Here is a 22,189-nt window from a genome sequence, read left to right as displayed (position 1 = left end):
CTTCAATGTTCAGCAAACGGGTCTATAAAAGCAGGGGGTTCGGAGCAGGTCAGCTGCGCGCGCTGGCCATGATCGCCTCGTCGACGTCACGCCCCTCAGCTTCGGCGGCCGAGATGGCGTTGAGCACCTTGCGGTAGTCGGTCGGCATCACCTTGGCGAAGTTGGAGATCTCTCCATCCCCCATCGCCAGAATTCGCTCGCCGACGTCGGAACCGGTCTCCGTCACGTGCTTGATGATGATGTCCCGCAGGAAGATGCGATCGGCTTCGTCGAGTTCCTCGAGCGTCGTCATCTCGCGGTTCAGCAGGGCCGGGAAGGTGCCGGAGGGGTCGTAGACGTAGGCGATGCCACCGGACATCCCGGCGCCGAAGTTGCGCCCGGTCGGGCCGAGCACGACCACACGGCCGCCGGTCATGTACTCGCAGCCGTGGTCACCGACGCCCTCGACCACTGCGGTCGCGCCGGAGTTTCGCACGCAGAATCGCTCACCGACGCGTCCCCGCAGCAGCACCTCGCCACCGGTTGCCCCGTAGCCGATCACGTTGCCGGCGATGACGTTCTCCTCAGACGAGAACGGCGACGCGTCCTCCGGGCGAATCACGATGCGCCCACCGGAGAGGCCCTTGCCGACGTAGTCATTGGCGTCGCCATGCAGGCGCAGCGTGATGCCCCGCGGGAGGAAGGCCCCGAAGCTGTTGCCGGCCGAGCCGGTGAAGTCGATCTCGATCGTGTCGTCGGGCAGACCTTCGCCACCGTGCAGCTTGGTCAGCTCGTGGCCGAGCATGGTGCCGACCGTCCGGTTCACGTTGCGAATCCGCTGTGAAAAGCGGACCTTCTCACCGTCGGCCAGCGCGAAGCCGACCCTCTCGATGAGCGTGCGGTCAAGCGCTGCGTCCAGGCCGTGGTCCTGCGTGGTGGTATTGCGACGCGCGGTTCCCTCCGCCAGTTCCGGCAGGTGCAGAATCGGCGACAGGTCGAGGCCGGCTGCCTTCCAGTGGTCGATCGCGGCGTCCGCGTCGATCAGCTCCACATGCCCGACCGCCTCGGCCACCGAGCGCAGCCCCAGCGACGCCAGCAGCTCGCGCACCTCCTCGGCGATGAAGAGCATGAAGTTCTCGACGAACTCCGGCTTGCCCGTGAACCGTTCGCGCAGCACCGGGTTCTGCGTCGCCACGCCGACGGGGCAGGTGTCGAGGTGACAGACCCGCATCATCACGCAGCCGGAGACGACGAGCGGCGCGGTGGCGAAGCCGAACTCCTCGGCCCCGAGCAGGGTCGCGATGAGGACGTCACGGCCGGTCTTGAGCTGGCCGTCGGCCTGCACCACGATCCGGTCGCGGAGGTTGTTGAGCAGCAGCGTCTGCTGAGCCTCGGCCAGACCGAGCTCCCAGGGACCGCCCGCGTGCTTCAGCGAGGTGAGCGGCGAGGCACCGGTACCCCCGTCATGACCACTGATGAGCACGACGTCGGCCTTCGCCTTGGCCACCCCGGCGGCCACGGTTCCGACCCCGTTCTCGGCGACCAGCTTCACGTGCACGCGCGCCGCCGGGTTCGAGTTCTTCAGGTCGTGGATCAGCTGGGCCAGATCCTCGATTGAGTAGATGTCGTGATGCGGGGGCGGACTGATGAGTCCGACGCCGGGCGTCGAGTGACGGGTCTTGGCCACCCACGGGTACACCTTGTGCCCGGGCAGCTGGCCACCCTCGCCGGGCTTGGCCCCCTGCGCCATCTTGATCTGAATGTCATCGGCGTTGGTCAGGTACTGAGACGTGACACCGAAACGACCAGAGGCGACCTGCTTGATCGACGAGCGCTTCGAGTCGCCGTTGGCCATCGGCAGGAAGCGCTCCGGGTCCTCGCCGCCCTCGCCGGTGTTCGACTTGGCGCCGAGGCGGTTCATCGCGATCGCCAGCGTTTCATGCGCCTCAGCCGAGATCGAACCGTAGCTCATGGCACCGGTGGAGAAGCGCTTGACGATCTCCGACGCGGGCTCCACCTCCTCGATCGGGATGGCCGTGACGGCATCGGTGCGCAGCCGGAAGAGGCCACGCAGGGTGGCCAGGTTCTCGGACTGGTCGTTGACCAGCGCGGTGTACTCCTTGAAGACGCTGTACTGGCCGGTGCGGGTGGAGTGCTGCAGCTTGAAGACCGTCTTCGGGTTGAAGAGGTGGTACTCCCCCTCACGCCGCCACTGGTACTCGCCGCCGTACTCCAGCTCGCGGTGGGCCAACTCGCTCGGTCGCGCCGGGTAAGCCTGCGCGTGCCGGCGACGTACCTCCTCGGCGACGGTGTCGAGGCTGATGCCACCCAGGCGGCTCACCGCGCCGGTGAAGTACTCGTCGACGACGTCGGCGCTTAGGCCGATCGCCTCGAAGTTCTGCGCACCGGTGTAGGAGGCCACGGTCGAGATGCCCATCTTGGACATGACCTTGAGGATGCCTTTACTGGCCGCCTTGATGTAGTTCTCGACGGCCTGCTCGAAGGAGAGTCCGACGATCGACTCGTTGCGCAGCCGGTATTCGATGGAGTCGAAGGCGAGGTACGGGTTCACCGCCGCGGCACCGAAGCCGATGAGCAGGCAGAAGTGATGGATCTCGCGGGCCTCACCGGTCTCGACGATCAGGCCGACCTGGGTCCGCGTCTTGTTGCGGATGAGGTGGTGGTGCACGGCCGCCGTGTAGAGCAGCGACGGAATCGGTGCCTGCTCCTGCGACGAGCCCCAGTCGGAGAGGATGAGCAGGCTGTACCCGGCGGCGATGGCCTCGGTGGCCTCGCGCTGGATACGCTCGATGGCCTCGCGCAGCCCGGGGCCGCCGTCGGCGACCCGGTAGAGACAGGAGATGCGCTTGCTCCGGAAATGCGGGTGGGTGCGGCCGACCTGCTCCAGTTTCACCAGGTCGTCGTTGTGCAGGATCGGACGGCTCAATTCAATCAGCTGAGCGCTCTTCGGTGTCGGCTCCAGGAGGTTTCCCTCCGGGCCGACCATCCGGCCGACGCTGGTGACCAGCTCCTCGCGGATCGCGTCCAGCGGTGGGTTGGTGACCTGGGCGAAGAGCTGGGCGAAGTAGTCGAACATCAGCCGCGGTCGGTTGGAGAGCACCGCCAGCGGGGTGTCGGTGCCCATCGACCCGAGCGCCTCGTAGGCCGCCTTGGCCATCGGGTCGACGATGAACTTGAGCTCCTCGTAGGTGTAGCCGAAGGTCTGCTGCTCGCGGCGCACGTCGGCCGCTGCCTCGACCTTGTGCGCGACCTCGGGAAGGTCACCGAGGTGCAGCACGTTCTCGTCCAGCCACTGCTGATACGGGTGCTCAGCCGCGAGCGAGGACTTGATCTCCTCGTCGTCGACGATCCGGCCGGCCGCGGTGTCGATGAGGAACATCTTTCCCGGCTGCAGGCGGCCCTTCTGGATCACCTTCTCGGGCGCGATGTCGAGGACCCCGACCTCTGAGGCCATCACGACCAGGCCGTCGTCGGTGACCCAGTAGCGGCTCGGGCGCAGGCCGTTGCGGTCCAGTACCGCACCGACCAGCGTGCCGTCGGTGAAGACGACCGAGGCCGGGCCGTCCCACGGCTCCATCATGGCGGAGTGGAAGCGGTAGAAGGCGCGACGAGCCGGGTCCATCGTGGCGTGGTTCTCCCAGGCCTCCGGGATCATCATCAGCACGGCGTGCGGCAGCGAGTAGCCGCCCAGGTGAAGCAGCTCGAGCGCCTCGTCGAAGCGGGCGGTGTCCGACGCGCCCTGCGTACAGATGGGCAGAATGCGGTCGATCTCGTTACCGAAATGTGGCGACGCGAGCATCGACTCGCGGGCCCGCATCCAGTTCTGATTGCCCTGCACGGTGTTGATCTCACCGTTGTGCGCGACGAAGCGGTACGGGTGAGCCAGCGGCCAGGACGGGAAGGTATTGGTGGAGAAGCGTGAGTGGACCAGCGCGATCGCCGACTCCGTGCGCACGTCGAGCAGGTCGGTGAAGAACGGCGCGAGCTGCGGTGTCGTCAGCATTCCCTTGTACACCAGCGTGCGCGAGGAGAGCGACGGGAAGTAGACGAGTGCATCACCGGTCGCGGCCCGCAGCTCGTGCTCAACCCGCTTGCGCACCACGAAGACCTTGCGGTCGAGCTCGATTCCGGTCAGCCCCTCCGGCGAGCTGAGGAAGAGCTGCTTGAAGGATGGCATGACGGCGAGCGCGGTGGCGCCGATGTCGGCGGCGACGGCGTCGGTGGGGACGTCGCGCCAACCGAGGACCGTGACGCCCTCGGTGTCGGCGATCTTGCCGATCGCGTCCTGGGCCTCGCTCGCGGCGATGGCGTCGGCCGGCAGGAAGGCCAGGCCTACGGCGTAGGCACCGGCGGCCGGGAGGGCGAAGGAGACGTCGCCCCGGAAGAGGCGGTCGGGGACCTGGATGAGAATGCCGGCGCCGTCACCGCTGTTCGGCTCAGCGCCGGTGGCACCCCGGTGCTCCAGGTTGCACAGCGAGGAGACAGCCTGATCGACGAGGCGGTGGGTGCGCTCTCCGTCGATCTGGGCGACGAAGGAGACACCACAGGCGTCATGTTCGTTCGCCGGGCTGTATAGCCCCTGCTGGGCGGGTCGGTTGGTCGGCATTCTTCTCCCTGATGATGTGCAGGTAGTGCAACTGCATAGACATTCACGCTGATCACCGAAAGGGACGCCGTTGACCCCGGGAGAGCTTAGATGCGTCGAACGCATTGAGTCGAGCAGATTAAGGGTGATGAAAATCAAGTAAATCCGCAAGGGTTGCGGACTACCCGGTAACCGGACAATCACCGTTGATTGTCATGGAGGGCGAGCAGTTAAGTGTGCCTGATGGGGGACGAGAAACACCAGCGCGGGTACGTCGCCCAGCGTCTGCCTACCCGGCTGAGATACGAGGCCCGCTGACGGACAGACCCCGCCGACGTAAATGACCCACCGCGAGCGCCCGGTTCGGGGAGAGCGCTCGACGGTGGGTCATCTGGGCCGATATAGGTGGTTTTGGGAGCGGCAGCCGCTCAGTCAAGCGGCTTCCGCTCAGTGCTGGTGGCTGCCGCCGAAGATGGCGATCGCGAGTGCCGCCACGATGGCGACGACTACGAGGATCTGCATGCTGGCCGTTGTAGCGATCATTGGGATCACTCCTTTCAACAAACTTGATCTTAGCGGTACGTCCGGTACCTGTAAAGTCAGGTACGTGTTACCTGCACCACGGACCGCCCCGCTCGGGTCTCGGGTTACCCGTCCGTGCGGTCCGGACTTGGTCGAACCACAGATTTGACCTGTTAGCTCACGTTCAGCCACGCTGGGACACGCAGACGGGCACACACACCGCGAGGGGGACATGGCGACCACGGCGCTGAACGGGTCGTCTCCGCCGGTCCCGGGCTCCAGAACGCTGCGACGTCTGGGGATTCCGCCGCTCCCGGTCGAGCTGACCGACCCTGACTCCGGCCGCGCGCTGGCGCTGGCCTGGATCGCCACCCGGGCCTTCGTCGTGACGTTTCTGGTCTGGATCGAGGGTGTGGTGGCCGGTGACGTGGCCTACTACGCGCGCAGCCTGCAGAGCATGTTCGACGGCGGCGGGGTACGCGAAACGCTCCAGGAGTACCCGCTACCGGTGCTCGGCATCCTGGTACCGCAGTTCGCGGCGGGCTGGTTGAACCCGACGGCATTCGCCCTCGTCTTCGTCGGGAGCATGCTGGCCGTCGACGCGGCGCTAACCCGTCTGTTCTGGGTCGCCAGCCGGCGCACCCGGGGGCCGGCCGTCACTTTCTGGCTGTGGTTCCTGCCGGCGATCGGGCCGATGGCCTATTTCCGCTTCGACCTCCTGCCGGCTGCCTTCGCCGCCGGCGTCGTACTCACCGCAGTACGTCGCCCCGCGATCGCCGGAATGTTCACCGCGTTCGGTGCCGCCCTGAAACTCTGGCCGGCGATCATGCTGCCGATCCTGCTGGTACGCCGGGCCGGTCAGCGCCAGGTGCTCACCTCCTTCCTGGCCACCGGCGCCGCAATCGCCGCGATCTGCCTGCTCATCGGCGGGGTTGGTCGCTCGATCTCACCGCTGAGCTGGCAGGACGCCCGCGGCCTGCAGATCGAATCCGTCCCGGCCGTGCCGCTGATGCTGCTACGAGGCGTGCATCCCCATGGGATCTGGCAGGTCCACCCCAGCAAGTACAAGTCAGCAGAGATCTTCGGACCGGCCGTCTCGACCGTGCTGACACTGACCACAGTGGCGACGATCGCCGCGCTCATCTTTCTCGGCATCCTGGTCGTGCGGGCCCGCACTATGAAAGAGGTGTCCGCTCAGACGATGGGGTGGCTGCTGCTGGCCGCCGCGATGCTCATCACCGTCACCAACAAGACCCTGAGCCCGCAGTATCTGGTCTGGCTCGGCGGACCGTTGGCGGCGCTGCTCATCTTCCGCCGAGCCGCCCACGAGTCGGGCGGGGTGGCCCAGCAGGCGGCTCGCTGGCTGATGGCGGCGGCGGTCATCACGCATGTCATCTACCCGGTCAAATACTCGAAGCTGATGAACATCAGCGAACAGACGTTCTGGGTCACGCTGCTGCTGGCGGCCCGCAACATCATCCTGCTGTACATCACCTGGCTCGTCTGCAAGGAGGCCTGGAGCCACACCTCGCACAGCAACGAGGCGCAGCAGGCGAGCGAGGCGGAACTGGCCGCCGAGACGGCCGACGCCGCCAGCGCTCCGGCCGCCCGGACGTCTGAGTGATCGACGAAGTCGCCGGCCGCGAGGCCACCGCTGAGGAGCACACGCCCAGCTGGTTTCGAACCCTGCGCCACTCGCCGGCCTTACTGGCGCTGACGCTGGGTTGCCTCGCCTTCTACCTGTGGCACGGTATCGGTGAACAGCGCAGCTACCGCACCACCGGTTTCGACCTCGGCATCTTCGACCAGGCGGTGCGGGCCTACGCCCATTTCAAGGCGCCGATGGTGGCCCTCAAAGGCCCGGGCTACGACGTCCTGGGCGACCACTTTCATCCGATAATCGCACTGCTCGCCCCGCTTTACTGGGTTTGGGACAACCCGGACATGCTGATCATCGCGCAGGCCGTGCTGATCAGCGCCTCGATTCCGATCGTCTACCGGTTCGCAGCGCGGCGTACCAGTCGCTGGTTGTCGCTGCTGATCAGCGCCGCGTACGGCCTCGGCTGGCCGGTGATGGCGCTCATCGACTTCGACTTCCACGAGATCGCCTTCGCGACGCCGCTACTTGCCTTCGCCATCGACGCCCTCGACCGGCGCGACGACCGCTCGCTGCTCATCTGGTCGCTGCTGCTCTTCGGCGTCCGCGAAGACATGGGGGTCGTCGTCGCGCTGCTCGGAGTGCTGCGGATTCTGCAGGGCGTTCGCGAATCCCCGCCGGACCCGGCGGGCGCGCAGCCAGCCGCCGCGAATCCGAGCCCGGCGACAGGCAGTTGGTGGCGCCGGCGCTGGCCCGCAGTGGCGTTGATCGCGGCCGGCATCGTGGCCTACCTGGTCTCAACCGCGGTGATCATCCCGCACTTCGCCAGTGGGCACTCCTTCGCCTACGGCAGCCAGTACGACGCCCTCGGCAACAGCGTCGGCGAGGCCTTGGGCAACATCGTGAAGCATCCACTCACCGCGGCGAAGTTGCTGGTCAGCCCGCAGACCAAGCTCACCACGATCCTGTATCTGGTCGTGCCCTTCGCCTTCCTCCCGCTACGCTCGCGCTACTCGATCCTGGCCGTGCCACTGCTGGCCGAACGCTTCTTCAACTCACGGGCCAACCTCTGGCAGCCGCACTTCCACTACAACGCGCTGCCCTGGCTGATCCTCACGCTGGCCACCCTGGACGGGGCGGCTCGGCTGGGTCTCTTCTCGAGCGCCCGGTGGGCGCACTGGGGTCGGCTGGCCCTCGCGGCCTGGCTGGTGGTCTTCCCGGTGTTGCTCATCGTGAACCCGTCGACGGCCGGCCCGACGCCGATCACCAAGACGCGCGACGAGGTCACCCTGGCCATCACCGCGGCGGTTCGAGCCCAGATGGCCACGGTGGAATTCCTGCCGGCCAACACCTGTGTCGAGGCGGCCAACACGCTGGTGCCCCACCTGACCAACCGGAACTACGTCTCGCTGGCCAATACCCAGAACTGGACGGCCGACTTCATCGCCCTCGATATGTCGGTCCGCGACGTCGGCGGCAACCCACCGGCCGCGACGCCGCAGTCTGTCTACGCGGCGGCGATCGCCCGTGGCTACAAACCGGTCTTCACCGACGGCTCGATGGTGGTACTGCAGTCGCCGGACTACAGCGGCCCCACGCCGGAGTGCCGACCCCTCGGTGTCGGCAAGAATCACCCGTAAAACTAGCGGTTCAGATCTTCTCCAGCTTGGCGTAGCGGAGCACCAGCCACTTGACGCCGGAGCTGCCGAAGTCGATCTGGGCCTGCGCGTTCTCACCGTTGCCGCGGGTATCTACGACCTGCCCGAGCCCCCAACCGTCATGGGTGACCCGATCGCCCGGCGAGAGCGCCAGCACGGCACGATTGCCGACGCCACCCTTCAGCCCGCCGGAGGCCAGCCGGGAGGATGCCAGTGATTCCTGGGCCGATGGGCGGGACGCCGCACGGTACCCGTGATCGGAGTAGCGCCCGCTGCTCGGCTCGTCGCCGTAGCTGTTGACGAATGGTTTGCGATCGACGGCACCGCTCCAGCTCGCCAATTCGGCCGGGATCTCATCCAGGAAGCGGGACGGCGGGTTCCACTGCGGGCTCCCCCAGGCACTGCGACTCAGCGCCCGGCTCAGGTAAAGCCGCTCCCGGGCCCGGGTGATTCCGACGTAGGCCAGTCGCCGCTCCTCGGCGAGCTCGTCGTTGTCACTCAGGGCGCGCATGTGCGGAAAGATTCCGTCTTCCAGACCGGTGAGGAAGACGACCGGAAACTCCAGCCCTTTGGCGGTGTGCAGGGTCATCAGCGTGACGACCCCGCCGCTGTCGTCGCTATCGGGGATGGAGTCGGCGTCGGCGACCAGCGAGACACGCTCCAGGAAGGCGTCAAGGTCAGCCGGCTCGCCGCTGCCCTCGCGCTGCTCCTCGAACTCGCGCGCCACGTTGACCAGCTCGCGCAGGTTGTCGACGCGCCCCTCGTCCTGTGGGTCGTGACTGGCCTCGAGCTCCTTGAGGTACCCGGTCTTGTCGAGGATCGCCTCCAGCAGTTCGCTGGGCGGGCTGCTCACCGCGACCGCCCTCAACTCGGTGAGCATGGCGGCGAAGTCACGGATCGCGTTGAGGGAGCGGGGGTTGATGCCACCGATGAGGTCGGCCCGGTCGAGGGCGGCCCCGAAGGAGATCCGCTCCTGATCGGCGTAACGCTCCAGGAACGCCTCGGAGCGGTCGCCGATCCCGCGGCGCGGGGTGTTCAGAATCCGCCGCAGGCTGACCATGTCATCGGAGTTGGCCAGCACCCGCAGGTAGGCCAGTGCATCCCGTACCTCGCGCCGCTCGTAGAAGCGGACTCCGCCGACGACCTTGTAGGGCATCCCGACCCGGATGAAGACCTCTTCGAAGACTCGTGACTGCGCGTTGGTGCGGTAGAAGACGGCGATCGCCGAGTGCGGGAGATTGTGGTCATCGCTCAGCTCGTCGATCCGCTGCGCAACCCAGGCCGCCTCATCGTGCTGGTTCTCCGCGACGTAGCCGAGGATCGGTTCACCGGCGCCGGCCTGGGACCAGAGGTTCTTCGGCCGGCGGTCCGGGTTGCGCGCGATCACCGCGTTGGCCGCACTGAGGATCGTCTGGGTGGAGCGGTAGTTCTGCTCGAGCAGCACGGTGGTCGCGTTCGGGTAGTCGCGCTCGAATTCGAGGATGTTGCGGATGGTCGCGCCGCGGAAGGCGTAGATCGACTGGTCGGCATCACCGACGACGACCAGTTCGCCCGGCTCGTGCCCCTCGACTGGGGCGGTGAGTTCACGCACGAGGACGTACTGCGCGTGATTGGTGTCCTGGTACTCGTCGACCAATACGTGCCGGAAGCGACGTCGATAGTGCTCGGCGACGTCCGGGTGCCGCTGCAGCAGCTGCACCGTCGTCATGATGAGGTCGTCGAAGTCCAGCGCATGGGCCTCGGCGAGGCGTCGCTGGTAGAGCGTGTAGACGTCGGCCAGCACCTTCTCCGGCGCGGTACTGGCCTGGTCGGCCCATTTCGCGGCCGTGACCAGCTCGTTCTTCAGGTTGCTGATCTGGCCGGCCAGGCTGCGAGCTTGATATCGCTTCGGGTCCAGGTCCAGTTCTCGGGTGACCAGCGTGATGAGGCGGCGGGAGTCGTCCGCATCGTAGATCGAGTACGAGGATTTCAAGTCCAGATGCTTGGCCTCGGCCCGCAGAATGCGCACACACATGGAGTGAAACGTGCTCACCCACATCGCTCGGGCCCGTGGCCCGACCAGCGTGGTGACGCGCTCCTTCATCTCGGCCGCGGCCTTATTGGTGAAGGTGATCGCGAGGATCTCACCGGGTGTCGCATGACGGGCGGCCAGCAGGTAGGCGACCCGATGGGCGAGCACCCGGGTCTTTCCCGAGCCCGCGCCGGCGACGATGAGCAGCGGCCCACCTTCGTGGGTCACCGCCTCGCGCTGCTGTGGGTTGAGCCCGTCGAGCAGCGCTTCGACACGCTCCGCCGCCGAAGGGTGCTGATCCCCGTTCGGACGGGGGATCGTTGGGGTATGACTAGGTATGACTTGATCACTCATCTCGGTATCCAGCGTACGGGTGCGGACTGACAGAACGGCGACCGGCGAAACGTGGCAATCAGATCGGAGCCTCGATGACGCGCCGCTGGAGATGGCTCAGTTCGTTGGCCGCATTTTCGGCCGTCGTCTACGCGATTGCCTGGATCGGGTACCGGCAGCAGTGGGCCTGGGTGGAGTCCCTGGATACCAACACGCTCGACTGGATGCGCGACTTCGGCACCGATCATCCGGGGTGGGTCCGGTTCTGGGCCGACCTCTGCACTATCGCCGGACCAAATGCATTCCGGCTGCTCGGAGCGCTGGCCGTGGTACTGGCGCTGCTGCGCCGGAACTGGTCGGCGGCCCTCTTTCTGCTGGCCAGCATCGGGCTCAGCGGGCCGGTGGCGCAGGCGGCGAAGAATCTTGCCGACCGACCACGACCACCGGGCCAGCTGACCGCCGCCCTCAGCTCCGCCTTCCCCTCCGGACATGCGGTGGGCGTGATGGTCGGGGTGTTGAGCCTGCTGACGATCTTCTGGCCTTTGCTGACTCCGCGGCACCCCGCTGTCCGGTTCAGCGTCGTCGGCGGGAGCGCACTGCTCGTTCTGGCGGTGGGGTTCGGCCGGGTCGCGCTGGTCGTGCACCACCCGACCGATGTGCTCGCCGGATGGGCGCTGGGGTACCTCTGGTACTTCGCCTGTCTATTGATGATTCGACCGGAACCGATCCAGCTCACGGTGCCGGCCAACCAGGCAGTGCCGACCAACCAAGCAGTGCCGACCAACCAAGCAGTGCCGACCAACCAAGCAGTGCCGACCAACCCAGCCGGACCGGTCAACCCAGCCGGGTCGTTGGCTGAAACACCTGCAGAGCGCGATATTCCACGCTGAATCGAGCCTGTCGGTACTTCGATCCCACCTCCCCGTCGTGGGCCACGGTGGTCGGGCCTTCCGTCGCTGTGAAGGTGAACTCCGGCACCAGTAGTTGGTGGTACAACCGGCTGCGCTCCAGGCGCCCAAACGCGAGCGATACGAGCGTGCGCAGCTTCGCCAGACGCGCCCCGGCATCCAGTATCCGGACATCGAGGAGCCCGTCGTCCATCCGCAGCCGCCGCGACGGCGCGAAGCCCGAGGGCAGATACGTCCCATTCCCCAAGAAGAACAAGGACGTATCGATCACCTTGTTGTCGAACTCGATTCGCACCGGATCAGCACTGCGCAGCGTGTGCAGCATCGACCAGGCGCCGGCCAACGGCTTGCTGATCTTGTATTCGAGCGACTCACGGGTGCGGACGAAGGCCGGGTAGGCACCAATGCTGGCCGTGTTCAACAGCACCTCATCGTCATTGATCCGAACGACGTCAACCCGGGAGACCGAACCGGCGCGTACCGCGGCGACCACGTCGGCCACCTTCGCGCAACCGATGTCCTTGGCGAAATGGTTGAAGGTTCCGGCCGGGAAGACCGCCAGTGGAACGTCTGCCTCGATCGCTAGGGTCGCTGCGGCGGCGACGGTGCCATCACCGCCACCGATGCCGAGGACTTCAGCCCGTTCGGCGGCGGAACGAAGAACTGCGAGCACGTCGTCATCCGGCGTGAGTTCAACGATCTCCGCCTCGGGCAGCTCGGCCCGCAATTCTTTGACGACCCGCGTACCGCTGCCGCTGCCCGACTCCGGATTGATGACCACGATCAGGCCGGCTCCCTTCGGCCGGGCTCGGCACTCGACCCTCAGGGGCTCGGCGGCCGAGATCTTGGAGGGGACGATCGGCGGGACCAACCTCGCGCCGAGTACGGCGATCCCGGCGCCGATACTCAGACCCGCCAGCACATCGCCTGGGTAGTGCGCCCCGGTGGCGACCCGCGAGACACCGACGCATCCGGCGAGAACGCCCAGTCCGAGCCCCAGCGCCGGATTCTCCAGACCGACTCCGACCGCGAAGGCGGCCGCACTGGCCGAGTGCCCGGACGGAAGCGAATTGGAGGTGGGCAATCGGGCGGCCCGGCGAGCCAGCGGAACCGAATCGAAGACCGGACGAGGCCGACGTCGGAGCCGCTTCGCGACCTGATTGGTGACGGCGCTGGCGATGCTCAGGCTGACTACACCGCGGGCCGCTCCCCGCTCAGCTGAAGGCCGCCCGGAAGCGGCTAAAGCAAGGGCGATCGCGAACCAGAGTTTCGAGTGGTCAGCGGTTCGGGTGAGACGGGGCATGACGTTGTCCAGCAGCGGGCTGGGCGAGTTCGCCACCGCCTCGAAAACCTCGCGATCCAGCGACCCGAGGCCCTCAGTGATCTGTCGCAATCCACGTCCACGCTGAATCGGTCTATGCACGATCCTGACTCTAGCCACCGGTTGGCGCCAATCGTGCCGCCCGAGCAGATGCGGTGACCAACTGATGGCCGAGGCCGAGGCCGAGCTGCACCGGAAGGTGCACCACTATCCGGACCTCGCCGCTGCGCCCGTCAGAGTCCAGGGTGAGGTCACATCCGACCAGCGCGGCTCGATTCGCGGCCGCGACCATCCGCGCTGCGTCGCATTCGTCGGTGCCGACCCCGATTCTGGTGGCGGCCGCCAGCGCCGCCAGGTCGGCTGCGGATTCGGCTCGATGCCGCGCCAGGACCGCCGTCGTACGAACCGCGACCACGGTCGCGAGCAGGAGGAGCACCGCTGAGAAGGCGACCACCCACACCACCCCGGCGCCGCGCTCAGAACCCGATCTGCGCGACCCGATTGGCGACGCCGGCGGCACGGGCACTCGGCTCGCCACCGGATTCACGGCGCGATCTCCGGCTCGTCTGCGGCGACAGCGCTGGCGACGAGGGTGATCGAGGGCAGCACGTTCGAGAGTGGATGGCAGGCGAGCGTGACCCGCGCTGAGACGATCCCGGCCGACCGGCTCAACTGCAGCTCGGCCCCGGGACCGAGCGACCTGACCGCCGCCGAGACCATCTCCGAGTCTCCGCGAGCGGCGGCGCGGGCCGCCTCCCTCGCTGCGTCCTGCGCCTGGACCTGGGCTTGAGCGACGCTGATGCCGCCCAGCCCGACGCCAAGCAGGAGCAGCATCACCGGAAGGGCGACCGCGACTTCAGCGGTGACCATTCCTGCGTCGCGGCCCTTTATTTTTAGCCAGTTTTGCTCGACCCGGCCGGCGCGATCCTCATTTTCTTTACACCGACGAAATGGCCGCAATGTCAGGGGTCGGGCGATCCATAGGCGGAATGACCTCAATCCTGGTCGATTGTCCAAAGTTGGTTGCAGTTGCCTTCCCGGCGTGCCTAGTGTCGAAGACGCAAGCAATCTCCACACCCGGCGAAGCGGCCCGGCAGACACCCAATGCTGACCGACTGCATCGTCAACCGACTCACTGACTGAGTGCGAAGTCCCCCGGCGGCGCACATCAGCCAGCGGAGTCGGGAATGACTCGAGGGAGCCTGCAGTTTGAGAGGCTTCTTCGCTGCGCCGCCCCCGAGACAGCAGCGACCCAGCGCCACCCCCCGAGGCGCTGGGTTGTTGCATGTCCCGGGCGTGATCGTCGGCCCACATTTGTCGGGCCACATCTACAGTGACTGCAGCGCGGAGATGACCAGACCTCGCAGGGCATCGCCGACCGCGCTACTGGTCACCACCTTGTAAAGCACGACCGCGAACGCCACCGCCGCCACCGTGCCTACGGCATACTCCGCAGTCGTCATCCCGGCGTCGCCACTCGCCCATCCCACCGCGGGCCAGCCCTCATCGCGCGATGCGTCAGCCCGCTCACCAGCAACGCGTCGGGCGGCAACGCACCGAACAGCAGCGCGCCAGCGGCTCAGCATCTTCGACCACATTCGCATCGGATCCCCCTATATCTATTGGCTGTCATCGGTGGAGCAGGCGCCGCCCAAAGCCACCCACGGCGACGGCGCCCGCTCCATGCCTTCAGCCAACTCGAACCGGCGGGGGTGCGGGGCCGGCGGCGGTCACCTGTGGATAGCCGCCGACCCTGTGGACCAGCGGCGAGCTGGTGAAAGTGTCAGCACTGCGGGGTACACCTGAGGACATGAACGAATCACCGGCTACCGAACCCCTAGATTTACGTCCCCTACCAGGCAGCACGCGCCGCCCGGCCGCAGACATCACCGCAGTCGAGCCGCTCGATCCGGACGCGCGGATCGAGGTCACGCTCGTGCTTCGTCGGAGTAACCCGCTGCCTGACAACTACGACCAACACCTCACCCCGGAGGAGTTCGCTGAGCAATATGGCGCATCCGAGTCGGATCTGGCTCTGGTCACCTCCACCCTGTCCGCGCTCGGCGTGCAGATCCTGCAGACCCACGCCGCATCCCGTCGAGTCCGTATCGCAGGCACCACATCCCTGCTCGACCGGGTATTCGGAACCACGTTGGAGCAGGCGACCACCGGCGCTGAGCCGGCCGCTACGGCCACTCACCGGCATCGCACCGGCGAGCTCAGCGTTCCGGCCGCATTGGACGGCGTGGTGACTGCAGTCCTCGGTCTCGACGATCGTCCCCAGACCAGGGCGCTCCTCCGATTCGTGCCGGCGGCCCAGGTCACCACCAGCTACACACCGGTCGAGCTCGCCGCGATCTACAGATTTCCGGAAGCGACCGACGGATCCGGCCAGTCCGTCGCGATCATCGAACTGGGCGGCGGATTCGGAGAGGAGGATCTCGACGTGTACTTCGCCTCGCTTGGCCTCGCGACACCGAAGGTCACTGCGGTGAGCGTTGACGGCGCGACCAACGAGGCCGGGCAGGACCCGACCGGCGCCGACGGGGAGGTGCTACTTGATATCGAAGTCGTGGGCGCGGTGGCACCGGCAGCGGAGATTCTGGTTTATTTTGCACCCAATACTGACGCGGGTTTCATCGACGCCGTGAGCCAGGCGGCCCATGCCAGTCCCACCCCGGTCGCGATGAGTATCAGTTGGGGACAGAGTGAAGATGCCTGGACCCAGCAAGCCCGCACCGCGATGGACGATGCCTTCGCCGATGCGGCGGCATTGGGCGTGACGGTGACGGCCGCAGCGGGTGACAACGGCAGCAGCGACGCCGCCGGCGTGACCGATGGCGAACCCCATGTTGATTTTCCGGCCTCGAGCCCACATGTGCTGGGCTGCGGCGGCACGACGCTTCACGCCGATGTGGCGACGTCGGCGGTCAGTTCAGAGGTGGTCTGGAACAACGGCCGCTCGGGCGGGGCAACCGGCGGCGGGGTGAGCGACACGTTCGCACTGCCCGACTGGCAGCAGTCGGCCGGAGTTCCGCTGCTGTCGGGACGCCCTGGCCGAGGAGTGCCGGATGTCGCCGCAGTGGCTGACCCGCGCACCGGGTACCAGGTACGTGTCGACGGCAATGACATGGTCATCGGCGGTACGAGCGCAGTGGCGCCGCTCTGGGCCGGGCTGGTGGCCCGGATGGCCCAGGCCAGCGGCCGCCGCTTCGGGCTGCTGAACCAGGCGCTCTATGCCGGCTCCGGCAGCCAGACGGTGCCGCCCGGCTTCCGCGACATCACCGATGGAGACAACGGCGACTGGTCAGCCGCGGCCGGTTGGGATGCCTGCACAGGGCTCGGGGTGCCCGATGGCACGGCCCTGCTCGCGTCACTGGAGGGGTCCTAGGCCTGCCGTAAAGCTGGACAAATGCCTATATTTATCCCGGATGCCGTTTCGGTTTGACGGACAATAGTTTCCAAGGAAATATATTCCTTGTCGTTCGGGAGGGACGATCAACCGCCGTTCGGGAGTGGCGAGTCTGTACAGCGCAGGTGACTAGACGCGAGAAATTGGTCGGGATCAGGGGATTCGATCACCTACTCGCTTCGCGTCCGGGGCCCAGCGCGCTTGTCAGTTCAAGGCCGTGGTGCCTGCTTCGACTGGACGCGAAGTAGGCACTGCGGCCTCTGACATTTCCACGGCTATCCGCAGATCAAGTTCTCTGCGACGGCCCGGCACACCGAGCACCAAGCACCAAGCGTCGCCACCTCGCCCGAAGATCCTGCGAACTGGGGGCTATGCCCCGCAAACTGCAGGATCTTCTGGGCCACCGATCCCTTCAGGCTCAAACCCTTCACACCGCAGGATCCCCCTGGCCACCGAACCGGCAGGCTCCTCGTCGGCCGGTCAGGCGTCTCCATCAAGATAGGAACGCCAGCCTCCGTTGTGCGAGATGTCATCCTCGGCGGTCAGATTGGCCGGGTTCGCCACGAAGCCGACCACGCTGCTCCCGTCCCGCAGCAGCACGGTTCCCAGTGAGAGCGGCGGATCGACCGACGGCAGCAGCATCCCGAGCCCCTGATAGGGCATCTCCCACAGTTCCAGCTCAATCCCATCGGCCGGGCCATCGCCGGTGAGGACGAGCCCAGGTCGCGGCAACCGTCCCGGCACCCGGTACATCCGATACCCCGGCGCGGTCCGGGTGCGCGAGTGCAGCCGGCCACCGAGCTGGATGAGCACGCTGTTCAGCGGCTGCCCGCTCAGATGGGCCCCGCTCACCGCCAGCAGAGCCGAGTGAGCTGGCGGGCCACCACCGGCGACGCCATCCTGACTTCCGGTGCCGTGACCGCCGCTGGGCGCCACGACCTCGCCGTTGAGTCGGGCGGCCAGGTCCAGCAGCGGACGGTCGGCGAACGTCGGGGCCAGCAACTGGTAGCCGAAGGGCAGTCCGCTTGGCAGTCGCCCGCCCGGGAGGGCGATCGCGCAGAGGTCGAGGAGGTTCACCATGTTCGTATAGGTGCCCAGGCGTGAGTTGACCCCGATCGGGTCGGCGGCCACCTGGGCCAGCGTCGGATGGAACGGCGTCACCGGCAGCATCACCGCGTCGACGCCGACGAAGGCGGCTAGCGCCACTCGGGAGAGTTCAGCGAGGCGCTCCAGACCGTCGAACACCTCGGTGGCAGTGAGGCTGCGGGCGGCCAGCACGATCCGGCGGACCACCGGGTCCAGGTGATCGCCGTCCGGCTCGAGGTGGTGGCCGAAGGCGCTGAGACGCTCGGCTACGAACGGCCCGTTGTAGAGCAGCCGTGCCGTCTCGAGGAATGCGGAGACGTCGATCGGAACCACGTCAACCTGCCGCGAAACGTCCTGCACGGCAAGACCCCAGGCGTCGCGATACTCGTCGTCGAGGTCCAGGGCGCCGCTCGGAACGCCCACCACCTGCATTTTCTTGGCAATTCCCAGGGGCGCCACCGGCGGCATCGGCCTGGAGCGCGGGTCCAGCGGGTCCGGGGCGACGATGACGTCGAAGGCGGCCCGAGCATCGGCCACGCTCCGGGTGAAGGTCGAGATGCAGTCCAGCGACGGTGAGGCCGGCAGCAATCCGGTCGCACTCACCAACCCCCGGCTCGGTTTCATGCCGACCAACCCGTTGAAGGCGGCCGGCACGCGCCCACTGCCGGCTGTGTCGGTGCCCAGAGCCAGCGGCACCAGTCCGACGGCGACGGCAATCGCACTACCCGAACTGCTGCCGCCGCTGATGTGCTCTACCGAGTCAACACTGTGACACGCCCCGTAGGGGGTGCGCGTCCCCACCAGCCCCGTGGCGAACTGATCCATGTTGGTCTTGCCGATCGGCACGGCACCGGCGCCGATCAGCCGGTCGACAACGAAGGCCGAGGCCCCGGCCGGGGTGCTCAATGCCGGGCAGGCCGCGGTGGTCGCGAAGCCCGCCACATCGATATTGTCCTTTACCGCAAAGAGTATTCCGGCCAGTGGCGAGTCGGCCGATGCCAGGGCCGCCGCCGCCTCGAAGTCGGCCAGCTGTTCATCCGAGGCCAGACTGATGAAGGCCGGCTCCTCGAGTCGGCGCGCCGCGGCCAGCGCCTCGGCCGGTGAGAGCGGGCTGGCCGGACGCAGCAGGGTCACCGCTGCTCCTCTCGCTCGGAGACGTGGGCATTGACGATCCTCCAGCTGGAGGCGTCCGTGACCGGCCCGCCGAGGCAGGCCCAGACCTGAGTCTGGCGCCCCAGCAGCGACCGTCCGGGGTAGCGGAAGAGCGTCGTCACCACCGCCGACCGGTCGGTGACCAGCTGGACCTGCGTGCTGGCCAGCGTGCGCCCGGCCGGGACGGGTGGAGCAGCCGCGCGCCAGGCCCGCAGCTGCTCCACCCCCCACTCCTCGTCGGCGATGCCGAAGCGGACGATCTCGGTGCTGTCGGAGAAGAACTCGTTCATCGTCTCGACGTCGTGGTCGCTCAACGCCTTCTCGTAGGAGGCGAAGGCCTCCAGTACGGTCGACGCGACGACCTCACTCGTCGGGGCACCTAGTTCGCCGCTGTCCAGACTCATCCGGCAATACCCTCCTCGGCGTCCATGAGCAGCTCGTCGGCTTCCTTCTCCCGGCGGGTCGGCTTGGTCAGCGCGAAGGCGATGCAGACGACGGCGGCGAAGATGTAACCGAGCGTCACCCCGGGACTGGCGTTCCACTTGACCGTCTCCGCATTGATGATGCCGACACAGGATAGTCCGGCCGCGACAAGGCAGTAGATCGTGGCGGCTATGAAGTTGCGGTCGATGATGAAGGCCACGATCGCCCCCAGCACCATGCCGCAGAGCACCGCGCCGCTGCCCAGGATCAGCAAGCCGTGGTAGATGACGCTGTTCTGTTCAAGGGCGGTCTCACCGACCTTCGCCGCCGACGTTCCGGCCGCGCCCAAGGCATTGTCGATGAGGCCCTGCGCCCACGAGGCGATGTTCGGGATGATGGCGATGACCACCGCGACGTAGTGGGCCTGCGGTGATGCCTTGAACGCCTGGGCCCCGATGAGCAACCCGATGTACAGCAGGATCGGCACGATCGCCGGCACCGGTAGCAGCGCACCGATCAGGCCGAAGAGACCGAGGAAGCACAGCAGCGCCACCGCGATACCACTGGCGAGGGAGTACATCGTGCGGCCGCCGGCGCTCTTCCAACCCGGGTGACCGATGTAGACGGCCGGCGGGAACGGCGAGCCGAGCGCCGAGCCGACGATGGCCCCGATTCCGTCGGCGAGCAGGACGCTGCGCAGGTTGTACTTGTCACCGGCCGCGGCAGCACTCTCGACGTTGGTCATGCCCTCGGTGAAGTTGTAGATGCCGAGGGGAATGGCGGTAGCCAGCAGTGGACCGATACTGCTCAGCCCCTGACCGAGCATATGGAACTGGAAGGTGGGGAGGCCGACGGCGATGTCTTTGGCCGCGGCGGTGACGTCCGGAACCGACATGATCCCGCCGGCCCAGCCGATCGCGGTTCCCACCAGCAGTGCGGCCAAGCCGACCGGAATGCCGAAGGGAAGCTTAATATTGCTGAAGAATCCGACCAGGATGATGATCAGCACCGGCAGTGCAACCCAGGCGGTGTTCCACATCTGGGCGGCCGGTCGCATGGAGATGAAAGTCAGCGAGATACCGGCCAGCGTTCCGAGCATCGCCGCACGCGGGGTGTACTTACGTACGTACGGCCCGACGAAGGCGCCCATGATGACGATGACGCCGATGATGAAGGCCCAGGCCAGGCCGGTCTCCCACGCCTTCAGCGGGTCCTTCGTCTTCAGGAAGACCGGCAGCATGATCAGGAACGTGACGATGAACATGTGCGGCACGCTCGGGCCGTAGGGCATCGCGGTGACGGTGTCGCGATTCTCCTTACGGGCCAGCCGACGCGCGAGGTAGGTGTAGTACACGTTGCCGACCAGCAGCTCGATGCCCAGCGCCGGCAGGATCGTGCCGTACACCTTGCTGGAGGAGATGTTGATGACGCCGATGCAGAGACCGCTCAGCACCAGGACGTTGACCAGGATGTTGAATCCCAGGCCGAAGAAGGCGTTGGTCTCCCCGGAGGACCACCAGGGAAGTTTGAGAGGTTCAGGTTGGACTGTGTCCGGCTTGCTCGCGGTGGTGGTCATGACAGGCTCCTCATGGTGTGCTGGCGGTGGTTAGGAGTTGACGGCGGCGGGCAACGACGGCGCCGCTTCTTGTACGGTTGCGAGCACGTCGAGGAGGCTGGCTGACGGCGCCACCCAACCGAAGATCCCGCCTTGGGCGCTGAACATCGCGAGGCCGGCCTGCTGGAAGTCGGCGAAGTAGGACCCGACACAGTCGGAGAGGACGAGGCACTCGTAGCCCCGGTCATTGGCCTCCCGGACCGTCGTGTGAACACAGACCTCAGTCGTGACGCCGGTGACGATCAGGCTGGTGATTCCCTCAGAAACAAGGAAGTCCTGCAGCCCGGTGGCGTAGAACGACCCCTTCCCCGGCTTGTCGATGATGAGCTCCTCCGGCAACGGCTTGAGCTCGTCGACGATGTCGTGGCCGTACTCACCGCGGATGAGAATCCGCCCCTTCGGCCCGGGATCACCGATACGCATGGACGGTTTTCCCCGCGAGAGTTTGGCCGGCGGGCAGTCGGAGAGGTCCGGCACGTGCCCCTCACGGGTGTGGATCACCGTCATGCCGATCTCACGAGAACGCGCCAGCACCTGCTGCAGTGGCGGGATGACCGCCTGCAGCACGGAGACGTCATTACCCAGCGTCTCGCCGAACCCCCCCGGCTCGACGAAGTCGCGCTGCATGTCGATGATGACCAGTGCCGTGGTCGCCGGGTCGAAGGTGAAGGCTCCCGGTTCGGCCTCAACCGCCAATGTTTCACTGCTCATGATGCACTTCCAGTCGTGAGTTGGGTCGCTGCGATGATGTCGGTCGAGGTCGAGACACAGCCGAAGACGCCGCCCTGCATGGTGACCATGTGCAGGGCCGCGGCATGGTTGGCCGGATCGGTGGCGCCAGTGCAGTCGGAGAGGATCACGCACTCGTAGCCGCGATCGTTGGCCTCGCGCATCGTGGTGTGCACACACACGTCAGTCGTGATGCCGGTGAGAATGATGTGCGTTATGCGCTTCGTCCGCAGCACCAGGTCCAGGTTCGTCGCGTAGAACGCGCCCTTTCCGGGCTTGTCGATGATCACCTCACCCGGGATCGGGGCAACCTCGGGGACGATCTCCCAGCCGGGTTCGCCGCGCACCAGGATTCGACCGCAGGGCCCGTCGGCACCGATCTCGGCGCCGATCTGGGCCGAACGCCATCTTTTGTTCGGCGGCAGGTCGCCGAGGTCCGGCTCGTGCCCCTCGCGGGTGTGGATGACCGTCATACCGGTCTCTCGGGCGGTCTTGAGCAGGTTCGCGGTGGCCGGCAGGCCGGCCCGGGTCAGGCTGATGTCGTAGCCCATGCGGTCGACGTAGCCGCCGGCTCCGCAGAAGTCGACCTGCCAGTCGATGTTGATGACGGCGAGATGCTCAGTGCTCACCGAGCCGTCGTAGGGCCAGGCGTACGGTTTGGCGTTCACCGGACCCACGCGCCATTCGGCGGTGCCCCCGGCCGAGCCGGCTCCGGTCGATGTTGCGGTCGAAACAGTGGAGGGTGCGGCTGTCATCTCTAGCTCCCGAGCGGTCGAAAAACCTATCTTCGCTTCCTGTCGATTGTCGACAGAAATGTTTCGACACTCTCGATTGCTT

The 22,189-nt window shown here is 66.7% G+C and carries 15 protein-coding genes; 4 read left to right on the top strand and 11 right to left on the bottom strand.

The window, feature by feature from the left end:
- Positions 1-49: 49 nt before the first annotated feature.
- Positions 50-4,606, bottom strand: a complete 4,557-nt coding sequence (gene gltB / locus CPH63_RS06930) for a glutamate synthase large subunit (RefSeq protein ID WP_096302210.1) — start codon at positions 4,604-4,606, stop codon at positions 50-52.
- A 733-nt stretch (positions 4,607-5,339) separates the two neighbouring features.
- Between gltB and CPH63_RS06925 the strand changes: the two genes are divergently transcribed.
- Positions 5,340-6,731, top strand: a complete 1,392-nt coding sequence (locus CPH63_RS06925; RefSeq protein ID WP_096302208.1) for a glycosyltransferase family 87 protein — start codon at positions 5,340-5,342, stop codon at positions 6,729-6,731.
- Positions 6,728-8,344 carry a DUF2079 domain-containing protein gene (locus CPH63_RS06920; RefSeq protein ID WP_096302206.1) on the top strand — a complete coding sequence of 539 codons (1,617 nt, stop codon included), beginning with the start codon at positions 6,728-6,730 and terminating at the stop codon, positions 8,342-8,344. The genes CPH63_RS06925 and CPH63_RS06920 overlap by 4 nt, the downstream gene beginning before the upstream one ends.
- A gap of 10 nt (positions 8,345-8,354) precedes the next feature.
- Here the strand turns inward: CPH63_RS06920 and pcrA are convergent, their stop codons facing one another.
- Positions 8,355-10,727, bottom strand: coding sequence for a DNA helicase PcrA (gene pcrA / locus CPH63_RS06915; protein WP_096302203.1), 2,373 nt, complete (start codon positions 10,725-10,727; stop codon positions 8,355-8,357).
- Positions 10,728-10,801: 74 nt separating this feature from the next.
- On the opposite strand from pcrA, the gene CPH63_RS06910 reads away from it, so the two are divergent.
- Positions 10,802-11,596 carry a phosphatase PAP2 family protein gene (locus CPH63_RS06910; protein ID WP_096302202.1) on the top strand — a complete coding sequence of 265 codons (795 nt, stop codon included), beginning with the start codon at positions 10,802-10,804 and terminating at the stop codon, positions 11,594-11,596.
- Here the strand turns inward: CPH63_RS06910 and CPH63_RS06905 are convergent.
- From CPH63_RS06905 to CPH63_RS23375, 4 genes are all read right to left on the bottom strand, one after another.
- A complete protein-coding gene (locus tag CPH63_RS06905; RefSeq protein ID WP_096304994.1) occupies positions 11,541-13,040 on the bottom strand; it encodes a bifunctional phosphatase PAP2/diacylglycerol kinase family protein in 1,500 nt (499 codons plus the stop codon). The genes CPH63_RS06910 and CPH63_RS06905 overlap by 56 nt on opposite strands.
- Before the next feature lie 7 nt (positions 13,041-13,047).
- Positions 13,048-13,455 (bottom strand): Rv3654c family TadE-like protein, encoded by a 408-nt coding sequence (locus tag CPH63_RS06900; RefSeq protein WP_256385834.1) that lies wholly within the window; start codon positions 13,453-13,455, stop codon positions 13,048-13,050.
- A gap of 23 nt (positions 13,456-13,478) precedes the next feature.
- Positions 13,479-13,805 (bottom strand): TadE family type IV pilus minor pilin, encoded by a 327-nt coding sequence (locus CPH63_RS22125; RefSeq protein WP_157749347.1) that lies wholly within the window; start codon positions 13,803-13,805, stop codon positions 13,479-13,481.
- 458 nt (positions 13,806-14,263) lie between these two features.
- A complete protein-coding gene (locus CPH63_RS23375; RefSeq protein WP_096304993.1) occupies positions 14,264-14,521 on the bottom strand; it encodes a DUF4244 domain-containing protein in 258 nt (85 codons plus the stop codon).
- A 224-nt stretch (positions 14,522-14,745) separates the two neighbouring features.
- On the opposite strand from CPH63_RS23375, the gene CPH63_RS06885 reads away from it, so the two are divergent.
- Positions 14,746-16,326: a protease pro-enzyme activation domain-containing protein gene (locus CPH63_RS06885; protein ID WP_096302196.1), complete on the top strand. Its 1,581-nt coding sequence runs from the start codon at positions 14,746-14,748 to the stop codon at positions 16,324-16,326.
- Positions 16,327-16,827: 501 nt separating this feature from the next.
- Here CPH63_RS06885 and atzF read toward each other — a convergent pair.
- The 5 genes from atzF to CPH63_RS06860 are packed head-to-tail and all read right to left on the bottom strand — an operon-like array spanning position 16,828 to position 22,107.
- A complete protein-coding gene (gene atzF, locus CPH63_RS06880) occupies positions 16,828-18,567 on the bottom strand; it encodes an allophanate hydrolase (RefSeq protein ID WP_197704604.1) in 1,740 nt (579 codons plus the stop codon).
- Positions 18,564-18,989 (bottom strand): AtzH-like domain-containing protein, encoded by a 426-nt coding sequence (locus CPH63_RS06875; protein ID WP_096302194.1) that lies wholly within the window; start codon positions 18,987-18,989, stop codon positions 18,564-18,566. The genes atzF and CPH63_RS06875 overlap by 4 nt, the downstream gene beginning before the upstream one ends.
- A complete protein-coding gene (locus tag CPH63_RS06870) occupies positions 18,986-20,584 on the bottom strand; it encodes a regulator (RefSeq protein WP_096302192.1) in 1,599 nt (532 codons plus the stop codon). Before CPH63_RS06870 ends, CPH63_RS06875 begins: the two co-directional genes overlap by 4 nt.
- A gap of 30 nt (positions 20,585-20,614) precedes the next feature.
- Positions 20,615-21,334 (bottom strand): cysteine hydrolase family protein, encoded by a 720-nt coding sequence (locus tag CPH63_RS06865; protein ID WP_096302190.1) that lies wholly within the window; start codon positions 21,332-21,334, stop codon positions 20,615-20,617.
- Entirely contained in the window at positions 21,331-22,107 is a 777-nt protein-coding gene (locus CPH63_RS06860; RefSeq protein ID WP_096302188.1) for a cysteine hydrolase family protein, read from the bottom strand. Before CPH63_RS06860 ends, CPH63_RS06865 begins: the two co-directional genes overlap by 4 nt.
- Between the last annotated feature and the right edge of the window lie 82 nt (positions 22,108-22,189).

Origin of the sequence: Jatrophihabitans sp. GAS493 (genome assembly GCF_900230215.1) — a bacterium.
Classification (GTDB): Bacteria; Actinomycetota; Actinomycetes; order Mycobacteriales; family Jatrophihabitantaceae; genus MT45.
This window is presented reverse-complemented; position numbering and strand designations above follow the sequence as displayed.

Bases quoted from the DNA above. Each gene is read 5' to 3' on its own strand.
- gltB (WP_096302210.1), bottom strand. From the start codon at position 4,606: ATGCCGACCAACCGACCCGCCCAGCAGGGGCTATACAGCCCGGCGAAC.
- CPH63_RS06925 (WP_096302208.1), top strand. From the start codon at position 5,340: ATGGCGACCACGGCGCTGAACGGGTCGTCTCCGCCGGTCCCGGGCTCC.
- pcrA (WP_096302203.1), bottom strand. From the start codon at position 10,727: ATGAGTGATCAAGTCATACCTAGTCATACCCCAACGATCCCCCGTCCG.
- CPH63_RS06910 (WP_096302202.1), top strand. From the start codon at position 10,802: ATGACGCGCCGCTGGAGATGGCTCAGTTCGTTGGCCGCATTTTCGGCC.
- CPH63_RS22125 (WP_157749347.1), bottom strand. From the start codon at position 13,805: ATGGTCACCGCTGAAGTCGCGGTCGCCCTTCCGGTGATGCTGCTCCTG.
- CPH63_RS23375 (WP_096304993.1), bottom strand. From the start codon at position 14,521: ATGCTGAGCCGCTGGCGCGCTGCTGTTCGGTGCGTTGCCGCCCGACGC.
- CPH63_RS06885 (WP_096302196.1), top strand. From the start codon at position 14,746: ATGAACGAATCACCGGCTACCGAACCCCTAGATTTACGTCCCCTACCA.
- CPH63_RS06875 (WP_096302194.1), bottom strand. From the start codon at position 18,989: ATGAGTCTGGACAGCGGCGAACTAGGTGCCCCGACGAGTGAGGTCGTC.
- CPH63_RS06870 (WP_096302192.1), bottom strand. From the start codon at position 20,584: ATGACCACCACCGCGAGCAAGCCGGACACAGTCCAACCTGAACCTCTC.
- CPH63_RS06865 (WP_096302190.1), bottom strand. From the start codon at position 21,334: ATGAGCAGTGAAACATTGGCGGTTGAGGCCGAACCGGGAGCCTTCACC.
- CPH63_RS06860 (WP_096302188.1), bottom strand. From the start codon at position 22,107: ATGACAGCCGCACCCTCCACTGTTTCGACCGCAACATCGACCGGAGCC.